The 23,310-nt window shown below is 46.7% G+C and carries 17 protein-coding genes and 1 pseudogene; 9 read left to right on the forward strand and 9 right to left on the reverse strand.

The genetic code is table 11. From position 1 onward, the window contains the following. Positions 1-45 precede the first annotated feature (45 nt). Entirely contained in the window at positions 46-1,050 is a 1,005-nt protein-coding gene (locus EXU85_RS29845) for a YpdA family putative bacillithiol disulfide reductase (protein WP_142775582.1), read from the reverse strand. Between the two features lie 401 nt (positions 1,051-1,451). Here EXU85_RS29845 and EXU85_RS29850 point away from each other — a divergent pair, with 401 nt between their 5' ends. Continuing rightward, complete coding sequence (locus tag EXU85_RS29850) at positions 1,452-2,306, forward strand: M12 family metallopeptidase (protein ID WP_142775583.1); 855 nt, start codon at positions 1,452-1,454, stop codon at positions 2,304-2,306. Positions 2,307-2,408: 102 nt separating this feature from the next. Here the strand turns inward: EXU85_RS29850 and EXU85_RS29855 are convergent, their stop codons facing one another. Next, a complete protein-coding gene (locus tag EXU85_RS29855) occupies positions 2,409-5,609 on the reverse strand; it encodes an SdrD B-like domain-containing protein (RefSeq protein WP_246859300.1) in 3,201 nt (1,066 codons plus the stop codon). Positions 5,610-6,017: 408 nt separating this feature from the next. Between EXU85_RS29855 and priA the strand changes: the two genes are divergently transcribed. The 4 genes from priA to pyk all read left to right on the forward strand — a co-directional run bounded on the left by priA (position 6,018) and on the right by pyk (position 10,633). Then, positions 6,018-8,423: a primosomal protein N' gene (priA, locus tag EXU85_RS29860; RefSeq protein ID WP_246859301.1), complete on the forward strand. Its 2,406-nt coding sequence runs from the start codon at positions 6,018-6,020 to the stop codon at positions 8,421-8,423. 35 nt (positions 8,424-8,458) lie between these two features. Further along, positions 8,459-8,689, forward strand: coding sequence for a DUF2281 domain-containing protein (locus EXU85_RS29865; protein ID WP_142775586.1), 231 nt, complete (start codon positions 8,459-8,461; stop codon positions 8,687-8,689). Beyond that, on the forward strand, positions 8,689-9,084 hold the full coding sequence (locus EXU85_RS29870) for a type II toxin-antitoxin system VapC family toxin (protein ID WP_142775587.1): 396 nt from the start codon (positions 8,689-8,691) through the stop codon (positions 9,082-9,084). The genes EXU85_RS29865 and EXU85_RS29870 overlap by 1 nt, the downstream gene beginning before the upstream one ends. Positions 9,085-9,196: 112 nt before the next feature. Beyond that, entirely contained in the window at positions 9,197-10,633 is a 1,437-nt protein-coding gene (gene pyk, locus EXU85_RS29875) for a pyruvate kinase (protein WP_142775588.1), read from the forward strand. An 89-nt stretch (positions 10,634-10,722) separates the two neighbouring features. Here the strand turns inward: pyk and EXU85_RS29880 are convergent, their stop codons facing one another. Both EXU85_RS29880 and EXU85_RS36275 read right to left on the reverse strand, forming a co-directional pair. Further along, positions 10,723-11,559, reverse strand: a complete 837-nt coding sequence (locus tag EXU85_RS29880) for a putative zinc-binding metallopeptidase (RefSeq protein ID WP_246859302.1) — start codon at positions 11,557-11,559, stop codon at positions 10,723-10,725. Positions 11,560-11,592: 33 nt separating this feature from the next. Then, a pseudogene (locus EXU85_RS36275) lies at positions 11,593-11,823 on the reverse strand (zinc-ribbon domain-containing protein); the annotation flags it as partial. 438 nt (positions 11,824-12,261) lie between these two features. On the opposite strand from EXU85_RS36275, the gene EXU85_RS36280 reads away from it, so the two are divergent. The 3 genes from EXU85_RS36280 (at position 12,262) to EXU85_RS29895 (ending at position 16,023) form a co-directional block, all read left to right on the forward strand. After that, positions 12,262-12,459, forward strand: a complete 198-nt coding sequence (locus EXU85_RS36280; RefSeq protein WP_142775590.1) for a transglutaminase family protein — start codon at positions 12,262-12,264, stop codon at positions 12,457-12,459. Between the two features lie 152 nt (positions 12,460-12,611). Beyond that, on the forward strand, positions 12,612-15,170 hold the full coding sequence (locus EXU85_RS29890) for a circularly permuted type 2 ATP-grasp protein (protein ID WP_142775591.1): 2,559 nt from the start codon (positions 12,612-12,614) through the stop codon (positions 15,168-15,170). Then, the gene (locus EXU85_RS29895) at positions 15,160-16,023 is read left to right on the forward strand and encodes a transglutaminase family protein (RefSeq protein ID WP_142775592.1); all 864 of its coding nucleotides are present in this window, start codon (positions 15,160-15,162) and stop codon (positions 16,021-16,023) included. Before EXU85_RS29890 ends, EXU85_RS29895 begins: the two co-directional genes overlap by 11 nt. A 115-nt stretch (positions 16,024-16,138) precedes the next feature. On the opposite strand, the gene EXU85_RS29900 is transcribed toward EXU85_RS29895, so the two are convergent. Next, a complete protein-coding gene (locus EXU85_RS29900; protein WP_142775593.1) occupies positions 16,139-16,660 on the reverse strand; it encodes a DUF5606 domain-containing protein in 522 nt (173 codons plus the stop codon). Between the two features lie 90 nt (positions 16,661-16,750). Next, positions 16,751-17,395 (reverse strand): ribosome biogenesis GTP-binding protein YihA/YsxC, encoded by a 645-nt coding sequence (yihA, locus tag EXU85_RS29905; protein ID WP_142775594.1) that lies wholly within the window; start codon positions 17,393-17,395, stop codon positions 16,751-16,753. Positions 17,396-17,675: 280 nt separating this feature from the next. On the opposite strand from yihA, the gene EXU85_RS29910 reads away from it, so the two are divergent. Next, positions 17,676-18,161, forward strand: a complete 486-nt coding sequence (locus EXU85_RS29910; RefSeq protein WP_142775595.1) for a thioredoxin family protein — start codon at positions 17,676-17,678, stop codon at positions 18,159-18,161. Between the two features lie 152 nt (positions 18,162-18,313). Here the strand turns inward: EXU85_RS29910 and EXU85_RS29915 are convergent, their stop codons facing one another. Genes EXU85_RS29915 through EXU85_RS29925 form a run of 3 tightly spaced genes read right to left on the reverse strand, consistent with a single transcriptional unit; the run spans position 18,314 to position 23,282 of the window. Then, positions 18,314-19,546, reverse strand: coding sequence for a glycosyltransferase family 4 protein (locus EXU85_RS29915; protein ID WP_142775596.1), 1,233 nt, complete (start codon positions 19,544-19,546; stop codon positions 18,314-18,316). Continuing rightward, complete coding sequence (locus EXU85_RS29920; RefSeq protein ID WP_142775597.1) at positions 19,543-21,132, reverse strand: alginate lyase family protein; 1,590 nt, start codon at positions 21,130-21,132, stop codon at positions 19,543-19,545. The genes EXU85_RS29915 and EXU85_RS29920 overlap by 4 nt, the downstream gene beginning before the upstream one ends. Continuing rightward, entirely contained in the window at positions 21,129-23,282 is a 2,154-nt protein-coding gene (locus tag EXU85_RS29925) for a bi-domain-containing oxidoreductase (protein ID WP_142775598.1), read from the reverse strand. The genes EXU85_RS29920 and EXU85_RS29925 overlap by 4 nt, the downstream gene beginning before the upstream one ends. Positions 23,283-23,310 lie beyond the last annotated feature (28 nt).

A 23,310-nucleotide genomic window follows, 5' to 3' on the forward strand; every position in this document is an offset into this window, starting at 1 on the left:
ACAGCTATTATATTTTTTTTCTCTGTGCCTCTGTGTTTAAAATTTTCAAATGCGCTGGATTAACTCTGCTACTTTATGCACCTCACGACCCACAATATGGTCAATGATGGCCTGGGCGTGTTCTCGTCCATTCTCAATAAATACTTTCTCAGTATAAATTCCGGCCAGTACTGTACCGCAGACATAAAGCCCCGGCACATTGGTCTCAAACGTTTCTTTATTGAAAACGGGGACTTGTGTCAGCGGATCTAATTCAATGTCGCAACGGGCAAGCAGTGCCGCATCGGGAATATAGCCCGTCAGGATAAACACAAAATCGGCAGGAATTTGACTTTCTTCGCCTGTTTTCAGGTTATTGACCGTTATATGGTGCGCATCAATCTGGGTAACACACGAATCGAAAACCGTTTTTATTTTGCCTTCTTTCACCCGATTCTTAACATCGGGAACCAACCAATATTTGACTGTACTCCGGAAATCTTCGCCCCGGTGCACAATGGTGATGTTCACATCATGCCGGTATAACTCCAGCGCGGCCTCGACAGCCGAGTTCGATGCACCGATGATCACCACGTTCGTAAACGAATACTTAAACGGCTCATCGTAATAGTGCGATACGTGCGGCAGGTCTTCGCCCGGAATATTGAGCCAGCGCGGACGTGTGAAATAACCCGTGGCCATGATCACCTTGCGAGCCTGATAGCGATCACCCGTTGTTGTTGTAATCGTAAATACATCGCCCTCTTTCCGAACATCCCAGACCTCCTGAAATAGTTTAAAATTCAGGTGATAGTAGGCAGCCGTTTTTCGGTAATACTGGAGGGCTTCATCACGCCCGGCTTTCACCGACGAAATTGAAAATGGAAGGCCGCCAATTTCGATATTTTCGGCAGTTGAGAAAAAACGCATCCGGCGCGGGTACTGTCGGATGGACTCGGTCAGGCTACCCATTTCCAGAATCAAATGGTTCAGGCCCGCTTTTGTTGCTTCAATACCGGCGGCCAATCCACAAGGCCCACCGCCAACAATGACGACATCAAATAGTTGCATGGTAATAATGTTGAAAATCCGTCATTTCCTGAAAAACTCACCGGAGTTGCCAGAAAGCGGCTTTTATCGATCTATGAATAGAATAAAGATCGTCAATAAAAGCAACGAAGAGTCATTGGCAAAGATTCCTCTCTGTTGATATAAGCAGGTTGACCTACATTCTCGGTAAACTACCTTTCAATAGATTACTCAGGCACTTGTCTATTAAATCAGCAACTAATACATCTAACAAGTAAGCAGGATACGTGTATAAGGCCGCTCAATAAGATACCATAATTAGCTATAAAATTACCTCTAAGATTTAAACATTGTATATAGCTACCATTAAGTATATTTATTAATAATAATGCAAACAAATAAAATCCCTTTATGTTCATTTGGTAAACTAAATTATCTCGACGATGAACTATAAACTTTCTCTCACCACTCTCCCCGCTTTCGTTATTACTGTAGTTAGTTGTTCACAGGAGTTAACCGAAAAATCACAGGATGCCATTATTCCGACCGCTAAAATCACTCGCGCTGAAGAGGCATTTCCTAACCAGCGGGGCGTTCTGACAACTGGTCTCCTTAACGGAGAACCCATCAGCTACTTCCTTGTGGGCGATCAGGCTGTCTTCCAGAGCGATATCCTGCTGCTGCCCGATAACCTTAAGCAACCTTCCGAACTCCACACCCAGGGAACCGGACGAGCCAAAACATCACTCCGATGGCCCAACAAAATCGTCTATTACACCATTGACCCGGCACTGCCCAATCAGGCTCGGGTCACCGATGCCATAGCCCACTGGGAAGCCAACACCCCCATTCGCTTTGTTCCCCGTACCACGCAACGCGGCTATGTTTTGTTTCGGGTTGGCTCGGGTTGTTCCTCCAATGTGGGCTATGCCGGGAGTCAGCAGTATATCAATTTAGCCAGTGGCTGCACAACGGGTAATACGATTCATGAGATTGGGCACACGGTGGGGTTGTGGCACGAACAGTCGCGGGTGGATCGGGATGTGTATGTAAACATCCATACGGGCAATATCCAGACCGGTTACGAACCGGATTTTCAGACCTATGCTCAGCGGGGTATGGATGGGTTTGATTCTGGGGGTGGGTTGGATTTTGGGTCGGTCATGCTGTATGGTTCGTATGATTTCTCTAAAAATGGCCTGCCTACGATGACCAAAAAAGACGGCACCACCTTTGTAGGGCAGCGCGCTGGTCTATCTGCAACGGATATCGCCACCGTTGCCTCTATGTACCCATAAGGGTATCCTACCCCAGTGGCCCAGTTTCCGTTAAACAAGAATGGGAGGCATGTAGTATGCCTCCCATTCTTGTTTAACGATTGACTCAGCTAAGTTAACAAGCTATTTAATTCGCTTAATGGCGATAGGCACACAAACAGGGACGTGATTCAAACAGGGATCATCACTCTCACTTGGCAACAAATCAACCGTCAGCGATATTTTGCAACCTTTTACTCCTGTTGCGGTAACCGTGTATTCGCCTGGAGTACTGACAACAGGTTCGGCCTCTGTACTGGTGAACCCGTTAGGCCCAGTCCAGAGTAAGGTAGCACCCGGTGCCTCGGCATAGAGGGTTGCCGTACAATTAACACAGGGTAGTGCAGCACCAAACGCCTGTAAGTCAGGCAAGGTTGTATCGGCAGTTACGCTGGCAGTAGCCAGTGTGAATGTGCCTGGGCAATCTGGATTGCCGATCGTTAGTGTATAAGTACCGGCAACGGATACGATTGGGTTTTGCTGCGAACTGGTAAAGCTGGCCGGGCCAGTCCAGGAATAAGTTGCCTTAGGTGCTGGGGAACCATCTCCATAAAGCGCCTGTCCAGTCAGCGTAACCTCCTTCACGGTACAGTTCAGCTCTCCACCGGCAGCCGTAACCGATAACGATGGAGTAACTCGAATGACCGTTTCACTGGACTGACGACAGGCCAGATTTTCGGGAGTTGGGTAAATAATCGCGTAAACGTATTGGTCCTTGATAGTTGGCAGGTTATTGTTTGTATCAATTGTTGGCTTGTATACGACAGCTCGGTTGTTAGCATCGGGCTTAACGGTACCCAGCACAACACCCCCACTTCCATACATGGCTGTACCCGATTGAGGAGTGCTAAACACAACGAACCGAACCGAATCGACACGGCTTAAATACGTACCATCGGCCGCAATCGAGTCTATGGAAATACCGGCACATACAGCAATCGTATCTTTTTCGGCAACCAGTTCTGGACAGGAATAGATGGATAAATCATTCGTAAAGTCATTTTGTCCTGCACCGAGTGATGTAACGGCAATCACGGCTGACCCACCAACGAGTTTGGCATCGGAGTCGCGCAGGTCGGGATCGGTAAAGTTAGAGCGATTAGCTGGAGAGAGCGTATAATACCGTTGTGGAGTGGCTGCTCCCTGGCGAGCGCCCCGTGCAGCAACCCGGCCACCGGCTGGTGCTTTGCCACCTACTGGTTTCGTTCCCCCCAGCGTTATATCCAACGCGGGCAACTGGAGCGTATCCATCCGAACTTCATACTTATGGTTGTACAGAAGCCCTCCCGGTACGGTTGTGTTGTTAAAGTAAAACTGGCCACCATCATGGGTTGTCTGTGTCCCAATCTGAATACCGCCATTTTCCATGTCATGCAGTGTCAGTACAATACCATCAACACCTGGCTCGTATGCATCCTGAATACCATCCCGGTTATCATCAAACCAAACACGGTTCCCAATTTCAACCGTTGCCGGATCGCAAAGAGCTTTGTTACCGCCAAGACCTGATGCTTTACCGAAGGAACCAGGTGCCACACTATACAGAACATAATTACGGTTATTGACACCGGTTTTCGTATTGAATACTTTTAGGCCACCTGCCTGATACACATTCTCAATGGGATCGAAAGCCGATGTGATCACTTCGCTGTAGCCCGGAATAAAGGATAAGGCGCCGTTCGTTACCTCAGCATGCCCTATGTGGTCAATAAAAAACCAGCTGTCCTTAGCAAAAAATTCCCCTCCTCCAGGCCCTTCGTTATTACCAACTCCACTACCCGTATACGCACCGGACTTCCCATTCGTTTCCAGTACAAAGGCTCCATTAGCCTTAGAAGCTCGTAATAAGTCGCCCCCCGTGAATCCATCATACAACCCATTTCCATTTGGATCGTGATTAGCTACGCCAGCCATGTGGCCGAAACGATCCAGAAATCCAATCAGCATAGAGCCATCATCATCAAATTCCAGATCCGTCACAAGGGGTTGAGGATACATCACAAACGTAGGATTGTTTCCTAAACCACAGGGTGTAGGCCAAACGTCCGTCCAGGGTAGCCAGTGATCGTATTTAGCACAACTATTTTCAGGATGTAGTGGATCTGTAGTCACATCAGTTGGGCCACGCCGAAAATCAAGTGGGAACGATAGCACTTCCGTAAACACCGGTATAGCAGCCGTTGGGTCAACCTGATAAATAGTAGCTTTCAGATCACTTTGCAGTTGCGATGTTTCGGCAGAACAAACCACCCCAATGTAAATTTTACCATGATGCACTTTAAGTGCCCACGGACGAAAATCGCTGTTTGAACAACCAGGATTTGGAATATCCCACGATTTTACGGCGGTAGCCGACGTTGGGACAACCGCTGGGGAATCAACGAACAGGCTATACAGCTTACGGTCTTTGAGATTGATAAAATACAGCGTTCTATCGTCTTCGGATATATCCATACCGCCAAAGCTCATCCGCCCGGCAGCGGTCATCGAGCTGGGGTCGGTGCTGGCCTGGGTTTTATCACCAAATAAATTGGCCAGTGGGTTACTATGCGGATCATCACCCACATCGACTCCCACAGCGCTAACCGACATAAATGTTGCGGTTGTTCCCGACACAATGTCGGTTATATAAATCCCACCGGGGCCACCGGGACCGAAACTCATATGCCGTTTAACAACGGCTGCACTAAAGATTTTTTTAGCTCGTCGCTGGTAAGCAAGCGCCCATATGGCACCCACTTCGCCAGCTGTTGCCAGCTCGCTGGGCGGAAAATTACCCGATCCAGCCACGCCAGATGCGTTGTACGGAAAGCTAACCAGAGCAGGTGAATGAGCGGCTAGCTTGTCATCCGGTACGGGATTTCCATCTTTATCTACCGACAGCTGTGTGTTTCCATTGACATAGCAAGGGGTGACCAGATTGATTCCAATTCGCTGGCAATAGTCTGAAGGGTAGTTTATACCAAGATTGGCATTGTCGATGGGCGCTTTTACAAATTGCACACTTGTTCCACTGCCCGTTCCGTAAGGACCATTGTAGTCGCCGGTTGGGAAACCCTCAAACTCAACGCGTACAGTTTTACCGGCGGGAACATCTGTACTACTAAATGAATAACTACCATCGGCAGCCGTTGTGGTTGAAATCGGCGTTTTACTCAAATCAACAAAGACCAAAACGGTTACTCCCCCTACCCCTACTTCAATAGGTAGTGTGTCGGAGCGAATACCATTCAAGTCGAAGTCGCGAAAAACAACGCCTTTTACCTGTGCACTAGAAGTTGACATACAGGCGAAAATTACCAAAAGAGTAACCAGCCAATTCCTGTATGGGTCTGCTGTGGATACATAGACTTGTTTCATAGATTGAGAATTATTTTGTTGGAAAAAGGAATGTATTGAGTACTACCGAATAAATAAACTACTAATACTCATTAGGATACATAAAAAAACATTAACTTTTTTACTATTTTTTTATGTTCACAAAAGCAAAGAGACAAGCATCGCTTAGACAAAAGCCTTGCCAGATGGCGGGAGCTTTTATGCGTATATTTACTGTCCATACCCGTCAGAATTGTGAAAAACCAACCCGACACGTTGTTTTCATCCTTGGAGAGTGAAGAAATAACTTTCTTCGCCGACTTAATTTTACCAATTCCGGTACCAAAATTGTTCACTTACCGGGTGCCCCGTGGGATGGCCGACATACTCAAAATTGGTGCCAGAGTGATTGTCCCATTTGGCAAAAAGAATAGCCGGGTACTTACAGCCGTTGTAGCCAAGCTACATAATTCACCACCAACGGCTTATCAGGCGCGTTATATCAGTGAAGTACTGGACGAGTACCCCCTGGTTACGGGCTACCAACTGGAGCTATTTCGGTGGATGGCAGAGTATTATATGTGTTGCATAGGCGACGTTATGAACGTAGCGTTACCCTCTGGACTGAAGATTTCGAGCCAGTCTAAAGTGCAATTCAACCCTGATTTTGACTACCCTGAGTTACTCACCGAATTTGAGGGTATCTTGCTGGCTGAGCTCAAAAAACACCCTGCCCTTTCCTACGAAGAACTTGGTCGGCTGGCAGGCGAAGGAACCAATGTGCCTGCGCTCATCAAGTCGTTGGTGGGTAAGAAAGCGGTTATAGTTTTTGAAGAAGTTCGGGAGAAATACATCCCGAAAATGATTCGTAAGGTTCGGCTGCATCCCAATTATGAAGAGCGGGAACAACTGCTGGTCTTGCTGCAGCGGCTCGAAAAACTACCGAAACAGCAGGAAGTGGTCATGCGCTACCTGAGCCATGTACCCATGCAGCGGAACCCGGCACTCAACCAGAAAGGGTTAGACAAGACGATCCTGAATCAGGACGACGAGCTTTCGCAGTCCTCCCTGACGACCCTCATTAAAAATCAGGTATTCGAAGCCTTCGAGGTTATCCAGCCTCGCTTCTCGGATAATGCCGCCCCGCAGGCGGAGATAAAACTAACGGATGCCCAGCAGGCGGCTTCGTCGCAGATCATGGCCCAGTTCGAAAGCCAGAACATTGTGTTGCTACATGGCATAACCGGGAGCGGCAAGACCGAAGTGTACATTGAACTTATTCAGCAAGCCCTTGGGAGTGGGTCGCAGGTACTATACTTATTACCAGAGATTGCGCTAACGACCCAGATTGTAGTGCGTCTGCAACGGGTTTTTGGAGATAAAATGGGCATTTACCACTCTAAATTTTCGGATAATGAACGGGTGGAAGTCTGGAAAGGTGTGGTGTCGGGGCAGTATCAGTTTGTAGTCGGCGTGCGTTCAGCGGTATTTCTGCCCTTCGATAATCTGGGCCTGATTATCGTTGATGAAGAACACGAAACCAGCTATAAACAACATGACCCGGCCCCGCGCTACCACGCCCGGGATGTAGCCATGATGCTGGCCCACTGGCAACAAGCCAAAGTATTGCTGGGGTCAGCCACGCCCTCGCTCGAAACCTATTTCCAGGCCAAACAGGGTCGTTATGGATTGGTAGAACTGTTTCAGCGATTTGGCGATGCCACATTACCCAATATTCTGCTGGTGAATCTCCAAAAGGAAAAAAAGCAGAAGACGATGAAGAATGAATTTTCATCCGCTTTGCATGATGCGCTTGAAGCGAACATCGAGCGTAAAGAGCAAAGCATTCTGTTTCAGAACCGCAGGGGTTATTCGCCCTACATGCAGTGCGAAGATTGCGACTGGACAGCCGAATGCCCCAACTGTGCCGTTAGCCTGACCTATCACCAGCGCGACGCCGAACTTCGCTGCCACTATTGCGGCCATAAAGAACTAGTGCCCCGTACCTGCCCCACCTGTGGTTCTACGAAAGTACGTACCATTGGATTTGGTACCGAAAAACTGGAAGACCAGTTGCAGATTTTCTTCCCGGAATCAAAGGTATTGCGGATGGATTTAGACACCACCCGCGCTAAAAATGCCTATCAGCAAATCATCCAGGAATTTGAAACGGGTCAGGTCGACATTCTGGTTGGTACCCAGATGATTACGAAAGGCCTGGACTTCGACAATGTTAGTCTGGTTGGTATTTTCGATGCGGATCGACTCATTCACTTTCCCGATTTTCGGGCTACGGAACGGGCTTTCCAGATGATTACGCAGGTAAGTGGCCGGGCAGGTCGGCGGGCTGGAAAGCAGGGTACCGTGCTCATCCAAACGAGTAATCCCGAACAGCCAATTCTGCAAAAAGTAATTCAGAACGACTACAAAGGATTATACGAAGAAGAGATTCAGGAGCGACGTGATTTCAACTACCCGCCTTTCTGTCGGCTGATAAAACTGACCGTTCGGCATACCGACAAAATCACCAGTCACCGGGCCGCCGAACGTCTTGCCGCCGAGTTGACCGATGCTCTGGGCAGCAGCCGGATTTTAGGACCCGAGGAGCCTTTAGTTGAGCGGATTCGGAATCAGTTTCTGTTCGATATTCTCATCAAACTCGAACGCGACAAAGTGAATGTAAAGGCCGTAAAATCCTACATTCAGGATCGCATCAACGACATCCTGACCGACAAGGGATTACGGCAGGTAAGCGTAGTGGCCGATGTGGATTGTTTGTAAGTATTTTACGTTATTGCTAAAAAACGCCTACAACTATGCTGGCAACGGTAACTGGAACCTATACAAACGGGCAGATTATTCTGGATGAAGAACTGCCCGTAAAAAGTAATAATGCCAAGGTGATTGTGACGGTTGTGGAAGATGCCGTCGAAAACCAGGAAAAGCCCAAACGCCAGTTTGGACGTTTAAAAGGTACCTTCACTCACCCATATTGGTCATCAAAGGAATTTAACGACCCACTTGATGACCTGAAAGATTATATGTAATGAAGATTTTACTGGATACGCAGGCATTAATTTGGTCCCTTAATGATTCTGATAAACTCACAAAGACAGCGCGAACGTTTATTCAGGAAGCAGATACAGTTTATGTAAGTCCCATTAACTTTTATGAGATCGCGATAAAAACTGCCTTGGGGAGAGATCCTGGTATAAAATGGCCGATTCATGACATTATACAGGAAGCCTTACTATCCGATTTTATATGGTTACCCTTATCGGCCAATCATATTGAAGCCTATACGCAACTCCCTTTCTATGAAAATCATCGCGATCCTTTTGACCGGATTATTCTGGCCACAGCCCTTGCCGATGATCTGACAATTGTCTCCTCCGACCACAATTTCCCCCTCTACACCGACCTTGTTACTACCATCTGGTAAGGACAATCGTGTAAGGTTTCCGGTAAAATTTCCATTAATACGACTGTTTATAAGCCCATCCGGTTATTTTTGCACCGGCTACTGGCCGATTTTGCCCAATTTTTCCCGTCCCATGTCAAAGAAAACCAAGATTGTAGCCACCGTAGGCCCGGCTTCCGATACGAAAGAACAATTGTTGGCATTAGCCAAAGCTGGGGTTAATGTGTTCCGGCTGAATTTCTCGCACGGCACGCACGAAGATCACCTGATGCGCCTTACCCGCATCCGCGAACTGAATGTAGAATACAACCTTAATCTCTGCGTATTGCAGGATTTACAAGGCCCCAAAATCCGTATCGGCAACGTCGAACATAAAGACGGCGTCATGATTGTACCGGGTCAGGAGCTTGTCTTCACCAACGACGATATTATTGGCACCTCCCAGCGAGTGAGCACACCCTACAAAGACATGTACCGGGATGTACACCCAGGCGAACGCATCCTGATGGATGATGGAAAACTGGAAGTTAAGGTTCTCCGAACAGAAGGTACCGATGTTGTTACAGAAGTTGTGTATGGCGGTTCGATGAAGTCGAAAAAAGGCGTAAATCTGCCGAACACAAAGGTATCGATGCCGGCTGTGACGGAAAAAGACTGGGCTGACCTCGAATTTGGTCTTGAACACGATGCCGAATGGATTGCGCTCTCGTTCGTACGGGAAGCTTCTGAAATCATCGAAATTAAAGAGTACATCAAATCAAAAGGGAAAAAGAGTCGCGTAATTGCGAAGATCGAAAAGCCCGAAGCGATTCAGAATATCGACGAAATCATTGCCGCTACAGACGGCCTGATGGTGGCTCGGGGTGACCTCGGCGTTGAATTACCTGCCGAAGAGGTACCGATGATTCAGAAAATGCTGGTTGAAAAGTGTAACAAAGCGGGTAAGCCCGTTATTGTGGCGACGCAAATGCTCGAAAGCATGATTGATGCACCACGCCCAACCCGAGCCGAGATCAATGATATTGCAAACTCCGTAATGGATGGTGCCGATGCCGTAATGCTCAGCGCCGAAACGGCCTCGGGCAAATACCCGATCCTGGCCGTTGAAGCAATGGCTAATACCATTAAACAGGTTGAAGCCACTACCGACAAAATTTATTACCGGTACCATGCGTATGTCAACGAGCACCCAACGGAGAATGTGCTGAACGATAACGTCGTGATGAGCGCTTGCCGATTAGCCCGCGATACACAGGCGAAAGCCATTATTGGAATAACCAACTCCGGTTATACAGCCGTACGGCTTTCGCACCACCGCCCAAAAGCTGATTTATACGTTTTCTCGAAAGATGCACAGCTTCGTAACACCTTAGGCTTGTACTGGGGTGTTCAAGTGCTTCCGTACGAACCCGATCTGAGCCTGACCGTTGATCAGACAGTTGAGGGTATCAAACAAACTCTCATCGGGCAAGGAAAACTGGTATCGGGCGATATCTTCGTAAATACGTTGAGTATGCCGTTAACCCAGTCTCGCCGGACTAATACCGTGAAGTTGAGCACGGTAGATTAACTAAGCTAACTACGAGAATTTTAGAAAGGGCGTTCGATACGCCATATCTTGGAGATATGGCGTATCGAACGCCCCTTCTAAAATTCTTATTAAGCAAAAACAGCCTGTCTCCGCGAGCTATTCTTCAGCAGTCGTCCCTGCTTAACCAGTTTATGAATAAATCGCATCTTCTGAACGACAGCCTGCGTAAATACTTCAGGAACTGCATCCAGCAAGCCCAGCGTGCGATTCATTTCATTGAGTTTAATTCCTAGCTCTTCATACTTAATAAGCAGGTTCTCAAATAGAGTACCCTGGAAATCAACAGCCTCTTCGGCCTCCAGCAGCAGGTGGACGCTTTCGGCCGTATCCAGAATCGTGATCATTTCGAGATAGGCACGGAATGTTTCCGCAAAATCCTCCCAGGGATGCATACTGGCATACGCACTGATGTAGTGTTGTTGCCAGTTACGTTGGGCACCATATTGATAATAGCGATACATGGCATCCGAGTAGTTGATACCGGAATGATCGCCAAATACGGCTTTACAGTCATCCTCACAGGTATTCTGGACCAGCAATTGCCAGTAATAATGGCCAATTTCATGATGAAAATGCCCGATTAAGGTACGGCGCGATTCTCCAAAATCCACCCGCAGCTTTTCCCGCTCTACAGGATCGGCTTCTTCGATATTGATTGTTATTGCACCCCCGGAATGGCCTGTAATTACCTTTTCTGCAACAACTGCATCCGTTCCTGCCTGAGTTAACTGGACCACATTACCCTTAAAATCGAACGTTAACTGCAAAGGAAAACCATCATATACTGAACCGTACGGAAGACCCAGCAAATCCAGTGTATAAATCAGTCGGCGTTTAGCCGCTTCGAGACTAGCCCACTTTCCCTGATTACCAGGCACCGTCATATCGGGAACAATCCGATTCAAGCTACAGCATTTACAGTAGGCGCTCGCTTCCTGCCAGATCGTTTTTACTTCCACAAAACGATTACAAACCTGATAATCACGGTAATTAGAGCATTTTGTTACGTGAGACTGACAATAATTACAACAATATGTGTAATCATCTACAGCATCAAGCGAACGAATTCCTTCGCATGCCTGGCACCAACCAACTTCTCTATAACAAACAACACAGGAGGTGTTTTCGAAGTGTAAGGTGTTTCCACACTGGCATGGATACATTCTCATTAGTACAAAAAGTTCTTATAACATAAGCATAGGCTCACTGCCCTTTTCAATAACTACGCATCAATCAAGTTGTTAGGTAGGTCGATCTGTTTATTCGCTCAATTTTCAGCTTTTTACTATAAGCACATAGCAAGTGGCGGGCGCGTATATAGCGGATTTTGCCTATTTTATTCGTATCAATACTCTCCCTGTTTGCTATGGTTTTTAACCGAGTTATAAGAGTCTCATAGTTCTTTTGTTCTACTTACAGAAACGAGTAACTCTCTATTTTTAAGTGATCTTTACCAATAGCCTAATTGGCAAAAATTGCACTATCCCAAAGAATGTTTTACCTCATTCAATAAAAACAAGTAAAAAAGTTGGCAAAGCCTAATAAGACAATAATTTTACCTGTACTAACAGCAACTCATCTCACGTACTGCTACAATTCGTATCTCCATGCCTATTAAAGTTGCATTCTCTCGTAAAACGACCTATAATCTTCTGGGCGGATGTACGTATTTTAGATCGTACTCCAGCGAGCGTAATTTTGATACCTACCCGATCAATAGCACCGAAGCTAAGTTAAGCAGAATTAGTCGTTTTGTGATTTTGGACATACCTCATCGCCAAAGGAGGAGATTCTGGTTACGGTGAAGTCCACCCCAAGTATTTACCGATCTGTAACGCAAGAAAGACCTACGGATGGATACGCCCGTAGAGTTAGTGGATCAGGAGTATACACACATGCTTGATTTACATTAGTTCTGGCGTTCCAAATAAATGTACCCGTTGTTTTTACTAAGATTATGGTTTCAGAATCTGCTAGCAGCCTACTTGATTTATACAGGAGTAAACTGAATTCGTATGATGAAGTTGTAGCGTCTAATGGTGAGCTAAAACCCCATTGGAAAAAACTATTTTCTTCATTAGAAAAAATCGGGAATGGAGAACTCCAAAATCGCGCCCAGGAAATAAAGAATAAAATTCGCGAGAACGGGGTCACGTATAACATTTACCAGGCCACGGGCGGTTTGAATACCCCCTGGAAATTAGATCTGATTCCTTTTTTAATCGAGCAAAACGAATGGCAGGCTATCTCAAAAGGATTACAACAGCGTGCTACATTGCTCGATCTATTGCTCCGGGATATCTACGGAGAACGTACACTCATTAAACAGGGGATTCTGCCTGCCGAGTTAGTGTATAACAATACAGGCTTTTTCCGTCCGTGTCAGGATATAAAATTGCCAACCCAGAACCAATTGGTGATGTATGCCGCCGATATGGCCCGAGGACCAGATGGCAGAATGTGGGTTGTCGATAACCGGACACAGGCTCCGTCAGGGTCAGGCTATGCCCTGGAGAATCGGGTGATACTCACCAAAATAATGCCGGAGCTTGCCAAGGACATGTATGTGAGCCGGTTATCTCCTTTTTTCACCCAGGCTCAGCAATCTATCTTTAAAGTATTCAGAGAGAAGTCCGATTTTTTAAACGTTGTTTACTTAACCCCTGGCCCTAATAACGAAACCTACTTTGAGCAGGCCTATTTAGCCTCCTATCTGGGCTATACATTGGTTCAGGGCGACGATTTAATTGTGAAGAACGGCTTTGTCTGGATTAAAGCCATCGACGGGTTGCAGCGGGTCGATATTATTATCCGGCGGGTGGATGACGAATGGTGTGATCCGCTTGAATTGCGGCTGGATTCAAAATTAGGCGTTCCGGGCTTATTGCAGGTGATTCGAAACGGGAACGTCATGGTAATTAACCCACCTGGTAGCAGCGCTGTTGAAAACACGGCGTTCAATGCGTTCTTACCTTCCTTGTGTCGCTATTTTTTACGTGAAGAATTAATCCTGCCTTCTGTAGCCACCTGGTGGTGCGGGCAACCCAGAGAACTACAGAATACGCTGGATAATCTGGATCGGCTGATCATTAAAAAGGCAAATAGGAAACAGGTTTTCCGTTCGGTGTATGGAAAACAGCTATCGAAGGACCAACTACAACAGTTACGGGCACAAATACTGCAAAATCCAACAGACTATGTAGCGCAGGAAGAGGTCAGTTTTTCAACCACACCCGCCTTCGTCGACAATCGTATTGAACCTCGGTACGCGGCCATTCGCGCCTTTTTAACGGCTACGCCCAATGGCTATCAGGTCATGGATGGCGGATTAACACGGAGTTCGGCCCAGAAAGATAAGTTCACGTTTTCTAACCAGTACGGCAGTATTTCGAAAGATACATGGATTGTATCCGACGAAGCCGAAGTAATACGGGAACGCATTAAGCTGCCGGGCATTTCGTATCAGCAATCGCAGACGTCGTTACCAAGCCGTAGTGCCGAAAATATGTATTGGGCAGCTCGCTACAGTGAGCGAAGCATGACAGCAACTACTTTTTTAATGATTACGATGAACGCCTTAAATTTTCAGCGAAACTTTGGTAGCCAGAATAAAACACAGCACATAGACATCCTCCTGAAAACCGTATCGAATTTAATAAAAATTGAGCCTGGCTTTTCGGACGAACATAAAGAAGACTTTAAAAATCCCTATCCAATCATGGCGGATAGTATTGGTAATGCAGCAAAAACCGGAACAATTACGTCATCCATTCAATCCTTTTTGCGAGCCATGATCGCCGTTCGGGAACGCTGGAATAATGTAACCTGGCGAACGATTGATGTCATTGAGAATATTAATGAAAAACTCCAGCAAATTCGATCCGACCAAAACCCAAATGACATTCACAATATATTGACTAGTTTACAAAATAATCTATTTAAATTCTATGGCATAGTCAGCGAAGCTATTCCTCGCAATAACGGTTATTATTTATTTGAAGCGGGTAAATTAGTAGAGCGAATTTTATCGAAAATTATCATCATTAAGTCCATTTTCAGCATTAAGACCGAGCCGTTTATAGAAAATGAATTGATGGAAGTCGTGTTAATGAACCATTTTGCACTATCGCATTATCGGGCAACGTATAAAACAAACTTCGAAATGGAATATGTGCTGGATATGATCCTGTTAGACAAGCAAATACCAGCTTCGCTGGCCTATTTATTAGACTCACTCGACCATAATCTAAGCCTGTTACCTCAATCGTCTGTACGATTGAGTAAATCCAGAAAAGCTATTCTAGAAGCATCTACCCAAATAAAACTTATTGATGTATCTGAGATTTCGGTGGTAGAGACAAAATCTCAGGCGTATAAAAAGTTAGATGGTATTTTATCCAATGTATACGAGTTAATTTTATCGGTATCAGATTACACCACAAGTCAGTACTTCAATCATACAGCTCCTCAGCATTCGATTACAGAAACAATTATTGACATTGAAAATGAATTATAGGCTAATTCATAAAACCCAGTACAATTACAGTGAAAACGTGAATAACTATCATGGTTTAGCCTGTATAATGCCCCAAAATTCAGCACGGCAAATTTGTCGTGACTTTTCACTGCTTATTTCACCTACACCCGATGACATTTATTTGCGTACGGATTATTTTGGCAATACCCTTCACTATTTTTCAATTTACAAACCACACAATAAACTTACTATACTAGCAAAAAGCGTTGTTGAAACTCGCTCATCAACCATTACCGACTTTTTTATCACCTCAAAAGAAGCTAAAGAAAAAATCAGGACAGATAATGCCCTAAAAGGTATGCTCCTGGATTACATGCTTCCGAGCCCATTTGTTCAGTGGGATGATGAAATAAGCCGTTTCGGGGCCGACTGTTTCAGTGATAATCAGTCTTTTTATCAAAGTACCCGCTTGTTGTGCCGTAAAATTTATTCAGAGTTTACCTACGTATCGGGTTCCACCACCATTCATACACCACTCAAAACGGTATTACGCGAGAAAAAAGGAGTTTGTCAGGATTTTTCACACCTGGCTATTGCCTGTTTGCGGAGTATGGGGTTTGCGGCTCGCTATATCAGTGGCTACCTCGAAACACAACCTTTACCAGGTACAACTAAACTACAGGGCTCCGACGCTACGCATGCTTGGGTATCGGTTTATGTTCCTGACATTGGCTGGTGTGATTTCGACCCAACCAACGATTTAATTCCGCAGGAGCGCCATATTACCACCGCCTGGGGACGCGATTTCGGGGATGTATCGCCCCTAAAAGGAATCATTTTCAGTACGGGCAAACATGCTTTTCAGGTAGCAGTCGATGTAGTACCGATCTGAGAGAGCACACTAAAAAGCCGCGAAACCAATGGTCATCGCGGCTTTTCTGTTCTCACTGAAAATGAAGAACTGTAATATGCTATTAACTACTAAAGCCTGCACAGCAAGCAATTGTTTACGCTTTTTCTGCTTTTTGCTTCTTAGGAGCTTCAGAAACGGGCGCTTCGGCTACTTCAGTAACTTCTGGTGTTGCGGCCACCTCTGGCGTTTCTTCCTTTGTTTCCTCAGCCGTTACCTCAAATACTTCCGGGGCATACTGGCGCAGGATACCATACCAGCTAATTAGTTTTTTAATGTCGGTAGTCCGCACCCGATCACGATCGTACGTTGGTACTACTGATGCCATAAAATCAGCTAACTGATCCGTTGATCCTTTCGAATCAATGGGCAGTGTATCGCCGTATTTTTCATTAATTGCCAGTAATACAGCGCTGAGCGAAGTGGACTGCTCTTCACTGTCATCATCGACGTAGATGGAAATATCGTTCAGTACCGATACACGAGCCGTTGGCCCCATCATCGTTTTGGCTTTTTTGTCGTCTAACGATTCGACAATAACGCCCGCCCGACCCGGTTTCACAATTCGGTAAAGGCCGCTGTATCCAGCCACATTGGCAATCTGTTTTAATGCTTCCATAGAGAGACTTTGTAAATTGGTAACGTGTATTTTGGTGGGCGTATTGCCCATTTAACCGTGAAATCGCGAAAGGATGAACGTATGACCGATCTACTTCCCAAACCATCGACCCTTCACTTTTTCATTCTTTTTCGCTTTTAAATAGTCTTCATTTAGCGGTCGTATAAACGAAAGGATCTCCTCTCGGCCCGCTGCCGTCATGGCTGAGGTGACAAAAAATTCGGGTGCTTCTTCCCATTCTTCGAGCAGCCGCGTCCGGTACGTATCGATCGTCGCCTGCAATTTGTTGGCACCGAGCTTTTCCGTTTTCGTGAATGCAATCACGAATGGTAATCCTCGTTCGCCCAAATTGCTCATAAAATCGAGATCAAGTTTCTGGGGTTCAATCCGGGAATCGACCAAAACAAAAATACACAGCAAATTAGGCCGGGACGTCAGATAGCCATCGATCAGGGCGGCAAATTTTTCGCGGTCGGTTTTACTCACCTGCGCATAGCCATAGCCGGGCAAATCGACCAGATACCACTCGTTGTCAATAAGAAAATGATTGATTAACTGCGTTTTACCGGGTTTCCCCGAAATTTTAGCCAATGATGAACGGCCCGTTAGCATATTGATCAGCGACGATTTGCCAACATTTGAGCGGCCAATAAAGGCGTACTCAGGCCGGTCGGGCTTGGGGCATAGAGCCGGGTCGGAGTTACTGACAAAGAATTCAGCTTGTTTAACAGGCATACACGTAATGAGTCATTTGTGGTCATTGATAGTCATTGGATAGTCATTAATTGGCAGGAACGATAAAGGACTGCGAATGACTAGTAATAACCCCAATGACAATACTAAAAACAGCTGCAAAGTTCGGAAAGATTAAGGAGAATGGCACGTCATTTGCAATTTGTCATGCTGCCCACTAATTTGCTTCATAAACAAGTGTTTGCAGAAGAAACGAAAATCACTTGCTGGCGCGTTATACACTCAGAAAACCATTAAAGACCACCGGTTTGCCGGTTCGACTATGAAAAAAGTATTTTGGTTACTTGCCATCCTCTTTGTTGGCTTCAATGCTCAATCAACTCATGCAGCCCTTAACCCATCCCGGCCAAATTCTGTTGCCAACAAGAAGCTCGCTCCAAAAAGCGATGCGGAAGGCATTCAATTTACGGAAACATCCTGGAGAGAAATCTTGAAGAAGGCAAAAGCTGAAAAAAAGATCATCTTCCTGGATGCCTATGCAAGCTGGTGTGGTCCCTGTAAAAAACTTCAGAAAGAAGTGTTTACGAAAAAAGCCGTTGGTGATTTCTACAATAGCAAATTCATCAACGTGAAAATGGACATGGAGAAAGGTGAAGGCCCTGCTCTATCGCAGGTTTATCCGCTCGAAGCCTACCCAACACTGTTGTTCATTGATGGCAATGGCAAAGTGCTGAAAAAGGTATTAGGACTGCAAACACCCGAAGACCTGATTGCCATTGGCAAAAGCGTAAAACCGACCGGGATTTAACAGATTGAATGATTTTTAAGATTTCAATTGAGCTCAATGGGATCGGTTTTGAGAAACCGATCCTTTTTTGTAGGATTGATTAACGTTATTAACCACAGAGTCACAGAGAACACAGAGCCTTATAAGGCTCTGTGTTCTCTGTGACTCTGTGGTTAATAACTATTCCGTGTCACGTTCGTAACTGGCTCTTGAACGAATTTTACGCTCTCCAGTACCCCCCGAATTTGACTGGCCATTTCGGCATTAATGGTTTGGCGTCTAAATCGTTGTCTAAAGGCGGCTCTGGATTGTGTTTGATACGGTGTTTCGCGCAATTGCCGGATTAAGCTTGTTACATCGCCCGGATTAAACAAAATGGAGTTCGGCAGGTAATCACGAACAAACGACGCAGCATAACCAGTTACTCCAGCAATGATCGGTTTATCCGTTGCCCCATACTCAAACAGTTTAGACGGTAGCACTCGCCTGCAAGCATCAATGTTATTCAGGTGCACAAACATGTAATCAGCATCTTGATACTCAGCCAGTAATTCCCGTCGATTGACAGGCTGACGAAGTTTAACATTCGTACTATCATTCGCCTTAAGAGCAACTTCCAGTTTTATTCGCGCTCCTCCATCGCCAATAATCAGGAAGCGATACCCCGAACCCAACTGTCGGGCCGCTTCTGGAATAATGTCATGTAACCCCTGTCCTTCGCCAATATTACCCGCGTAGAGGATGGTTCTATACGGTTTGTCAGGCGTTGATTGGCTGGCCGGAATCCCCAGAAAGGCAGTGTCAATACCATTGGTAAAATAACTGTACGTCGCCTGCCGAAACGGATCAAAATAAGACCGAAACCCTTCCGATACCAGATTGATGTGACGAGCGTAGCCAAACGTATACCGTTCAACAGCACGCAGCAATGGACTCAGGATCATACGAACCAGTGGATTTTTGATAACATCCAGAATCGCTTCCCGGAATAAATCACGAATATCTAAAAACAGTGGAACTGCCCGTTTACGCGCCAGACGAGCACCCAGAAAAGCGGTAAATAATCGGGAGGAAGACGCAAAAACTAAGTCATACTCATACGCTCTGGCAAGTTGACAAGCACGTACGTAATAGACAAAAAACGAGCAAATCTGATCAATAAAGCCACTTTTGTGCTTCGGAATCGCGATACGCTGAACGGTAATCGGACAGCCTCCGCTACACCATTCTTCCTCTTCAGAAGCTACTGGTTTGTAGGAATCATAACGATTGGGTTGCGTTGTCAGGACATGAATTGAATCGCTGGATGTCAATTGGCAGGCCAATGCATTGACCAGGGTTGTATTTCGAAAGGCGCCAGGGCCAATGTCGGGGTCGAAATAAAAAGTAAGATAAAGAATGTTCATCCTGAGAGAAGTAGTGTGGTTTCCAGCCTGGCTATGAATGCTACTTCCAGGCAGTGCCCTGACCGAAGCTGATTGAATCCTTCGGCCATAGCGTAGCTTATGACGCAAAACGTTGGATTAGTCTCTGAACGTACCACTATTTTTAACGAGCCAGCCAGAATGAAATCATCTACAAGTTGGATGGAAACATCTGGATGGACATAAAACCGGGCAATCCCTGGTTGCTGAGCTTCAGCTTCGGTTTTTGCATTTAGCAATCGATCCGTTATAACAACGCAATTTGGCTCAACTACCCAACTCCGTTCGTGAATGACCCCTTGTTTTCGGTAGCCGTCATGGCGAGCCGTCAGCACCGTTCCGGTATCGGTTAGTAGGGTTACCCCTGCCCGGCGACCGACGCGGAAACTGGCCCATACTTCGGATGAATTGCTTTCGTTAACAGTTACGGTATTGTGGGCAGCTGTGCTCCGCTCCCACGCCCGCCGACTGCCAGGCTGATAGGTCGATATGGAGTTATCCACAAGGGCAGGTTGGTTATCCACATAGAGCACAAACGAAAACGTATCGGCGTGAGCATGACCGGGTTGATGATCAGGGCCAACTGGCCCAACATCGGCAAAAAGCTCGTATCGTTTCTGGCGGTACATCCGGTAGCCACTACTCGTCAATAGTGAAGGATGATATGACTGTTGGATGCCTGTTCGTTCGGCCTTCTTCCTGAGTTGGAAACTGGTAGGCGCAATTCCCCAGGCAGCATCGTTTACCATGGGCACATCGCCATTTTTAAAGGTGATGCCATTGATCCAATCGAGCATTTGGGTTGCCTTTTCGGTTAAACAGTCGAGTAAGTCCGGATCGTTATGCCAGCTCTGAGTCTGTAAGGCCAGCCGTAGATCCAGCAGGCGGTCCAGGAATATCTGATGGTACATCGGGCTACGTTCGTCATGTCCACCATCCGCCAGAATTTGGTTTGTTAGTTCCTGCCGAATAAGTCGGCTGGCTTTATGAAACCAGCGTGCCTGACGAAAAAACAGCGCGCCCATAAGCAGTGAAAAGCCATTTTCGAGCAGATGATTTCCTCCTAGATGATAGTCCAGGCGATGGCTTAGCAACCTAATCTGAGCAAACAGATGCTGGTTAATAGGCTCATTCTGAATCTGGTGGCGACTCAGAAACTGTACCCAATTCATGATCCGCAATGATGTTGGATAAGGCTCCAGACCATCCCGCAACGAATCAGTCTTGGCCATAAAATCACAAATCAGTTCCAGACCCGTTCTAACGGTCATATCCGGCTGATTCAGGTAATCGAAGTAGTTGAGATTATAGGTCCAAAGCTTACCAAAACCGGCGTAGTTCCAGTCAAGTTCAGCCGTAAGTTGGCGAGATAGATTCAAAAACGTAACTACCCCACTTTGATACGATTGTGGTTTGTCAGGTTCAGGAGTAGTCAGAAAGTAGGCTTGTGGTGTTGTAGCCGGAATGTGTAATCTGGCTCGACCGCGCAGTCGGAAAATAACCTGATACACGATCTGGCGCAAGGTCAACTGCCGCACAGTGCGCCAGATCAATCCGAGATTTCTCATGGTAGTGAATCGAGCTGGCCCATGCCAATACCAGCTACATCGACCCAGCGGTTTTCGCGTAGGCTTTGCAGGGCCGCTAAGGTGGTTTGCGTTGTGTTCATGATTTCGGTGAATGGAATTAGCGCGCTTCCGCCCGTTCGTAGTTGGTCAATCAATTGTGTCATCTGTTGAGCATGGCCTTTATTTTGTCGACCAGACATGCCCGAAAACCGAGAAAAGCCGTAGATAGTGAGTCGGCGAAAGTTATCCAACACCATTGTCCGTTCCTGGGAATAAACCTCTATTCGTTCTTTGGAATACGTTTTGCTACCATTACTGAAGTAGTTGATGACACCTGTAGAGCCGTTTTCGTACCGGAGTAGCAGTGACGCCGAATCACTCGTTTCTGTTGGGAACTGACCCATTGCGTTCATACACACACGATGCACAAGACTACCGGTCAGAAAGGTAATCAGGTCAACAAAATGGCCTGCTTCGCCCAGAAACCGTCCACCGCCAACGGCTCGGTCGTGTACCCATGAATTCGGAGGAACACTTCCCGCATTTACAGTTATGACTACATTCATCGGCATGTCAGGCTGGCCCAATAGTGCCTTCATTTTCTGGGTAAACGGCGAAAAGCGCCGATTAAACCCGACCATTATCATCCGGTCTGATGCCTGTTGCGCAGCCATAATCTGAGGGAGTTCATGGTCATAAATGGCCAACGGTTTTTCCACAAATACATGCTTACCGGCTCGTAGGGCTTCAACCGTTAAGCGAGCGTGACTATCATGTCGTGTGGTGATAACACAGAGGTCGATGTCGGAATCAGTCAGAATTTGTCGGTAGTCGGTTGTGCTTTGGGCGATGTCGTATTTTTTCGCAAGTAACGTGGCCGAGAGTCCACCCGTACTGGCAATGGTTTTGAGGTTGCCCCCTGCTGATTTCAAGGCTGGAAGCAGGACTGAACTGGTGAAATTACCCGCGCCAATGACACCGATTACACACCCACTCCGTTCGTATCGTGATGATTTTACTTGTATCAGCGGCTTGAGGTTAACCTCCTCTGAATACGTAAGCAAGGAGGCAATGCGATGTGTCGATTTTAGGTCGCTATAGATTCGAGCGTAGTCAAGCAACGGAACCCTATCCGTAATTAGCGGATCTACCAGTAGCTGTTTCGTTTCCAGAAAGTGTAGAATGGTTTGAAAATTTCGGTTTTCAGTCCAGCGAACATAGGCCAACGGGTAGTCGTGGCCCTGTTGTTCATAGACGGTGTCATATCGGCCAGGGCCATACGAGCAAGACACCTGGAATGTCAGCTCTTTTTCGTAAAACTCCGCCCGGTTCAGGTTCAGCCCCACATCGCCGATCAGCACAATTCGTCCCCGCTGGCGACTCATACGGGCCGCTTGTGACATCAGCACATCTGTTCGGGACGACGCTGTAATCAGGACACCATCAGCCCCTAGTCCATTCGTGAACGCCAGGACCGCTTTTACAGGATCAATCCCAGCACTCGAATTCAACGCTATACTACCCTGTTGTTCGGCTAGCTGGCATTTGGTCTCGTCGATATCTACCCCAATGACACGGCAACCATTCAGCCGCAGTAATTGGGCCGTCAACAGACCAATTAACCCCAGTCCGATGACCACGATTGTCTCATTTAGCGTCGGATTCAGCAAACGAATTCCCTGCAAGCCAATAGCCCCGACGACCGTAAAAACGGCTTCATCGTCGCTGGCGCTGTCAGGAACGGGGGCAACCAGATTTCGTGGAACACAAACCACCTCGGCATGGGGACCGTTTGAGACAACCCGGTCGCCAATGCGCAGATCGGTAACGCCCTCGCCCAGGGCTATCACGATGCCTGCGTTGCAATAACCTAACGGTATGGGTTGGTCAAGTTTTCGGGCTACGGCTTCCAGCGTCGGTTGCAAACCGTCCGACTGTATTTTTTCCAGTACCTGTTTCACCCGGTCGGGTTGCTGGCGAACTTTGGCAAGAAGGCTGGCTTTCCCAAACCCAACCAGCATCCGTTCCGTACCCAACGACACCAGCGACCGTCGGGTTTGAATCAATACCTGACCTTGACGTACCTGTGGAGTTGGTACTGTTTCCAGAAGTGTTTCGCCGGTTTTGAGATTTTGGATAAGTTGCTTCATAGGGTTGTAAAACACATCGGACCACCGA

Source organism: Spirosoma sp. KCTC 42546 (assembly GCF_006965485.1).
In the GTDB taxonomy this organism is placed as follows: Bacteria; Bacteroidota; Bacteroidia; order Cytophagales; family Spirosomataceae; genus Spirosoma.

Excerpts from the sequence above, each read along its gene's own strand:
- yihA (WP_142775594.1), bottom strand. The coding sequence starts at position 17,395 with ATGCCTGTTAAACAAGCTGAATTCTTTGTCAGTAACTCCGACCCGGCT.
- EXU85_RS29870 (WP_142775587.1), top strand. The coding sequence starts at position 8,689 with ATGAAGATTTTACTGGATACGCAGGCATTAATTTGGTCCCTTAATGAT.
- EXU85_RS29895 (WP_142775592.1), top strand. The coding sequence starts at position 15,160 with ATGAATTATAGGCTAATTCATAAAACCCAGTACAATTACAGTGAAAAC.
- EXU85_RS29910 (WP_142775595.1), top strand. The coding sequence starts at position 17,676 with ATGAAAAAAGTATTTTGGTTACTTGCCATCCTCTTTGTTGGCTTCAAT.
- EXU85_RS36280 (WP_142775590.1), top strand. The coding sequence starts at position 12,262 with ATGCCTATTAAAGTTGCATTCTCTCGTAAAACGACCTATAATCTTCTG.
- EXU85_RS29865 (WP_142775586.1), top strand. The coding sequence starts at position 8,459 with ATGCTGGCAACGGTAACTGGAACCTATACAAACGGGCAGATTATTCTG.
- EXU85_RS29920 (WP_142775597.1), bottom strand. The coding sequence starts at position 21,132 with ATGAGAAATCTCGGATTGATCTGGCGCACTGTGCGGCAGTTGACCTTG.
- priA (WP_246859301.1), top strand. The coding sequence starts at position 6,018 with ATGGCCGACATACTCAAAATTGGTGCCAGAGTGATTGTCCCATTTGGC.
- EXU85_RS29915 (WP_142775596.1), bottom strand. The coding sequence starts at position 19,546 with ATGAACATTCTTTATCTTACTTTTTATTTCGACCCCGACATTGGCCCT.
- EXU85_RS29900 (WP_142775593.1), bottom strand. The coding sequence starts at position 16,660 with ATGGAAGCATTAAAACAGATTGCCAATGTGGCTGGATACAGCGGCCTT.
- EXU85_RS29845 (WP_142775582.1), bottom strand. The coding sequence starts at position 1,050 with ATGCAACTATTTGATGTCGTCATTGTTGGCGGTGGGCCTTGTGGATTG.
- EXU85_RS29890 (WP_142775591.1), top strand. The coding sequence starts at position 12,612 with ATGGTTTCAGAATCTGCTAGCAGCCTACTTGATTTATACAGGAGTAAA.
- pyk (WP_142775588.1), top strand. The coding sequence starts at position 9,197 with ATGTCAAAGAAAACCAAGATTGTAGCCACCGTAGGCCCGGCTTCCGAT.
- EXU85_RS29855 (WP_246859300.1), bottom strand. The coding sequence starts at position 5,609 with ATGTCAACTTCTAGTGCACAGGTAAAAGGCGTTGTTTTTCGCGACTTC.
- EXU85_RS29850 (WP_142775583.1), top strand. The coding sequence starts at position 1,452 with ATGAACTATAAACTTTCTCTCACCACTCTCCCCGCTTTCGTTATTACT.
- EXU85_RS29925 (WP_142775598.1), bottom strand. The coding sequence starts at position 23,282 with ATGAAGCAACTTATCCAAAATCTCAAAACCGGCGAAACACTTCTGGAA.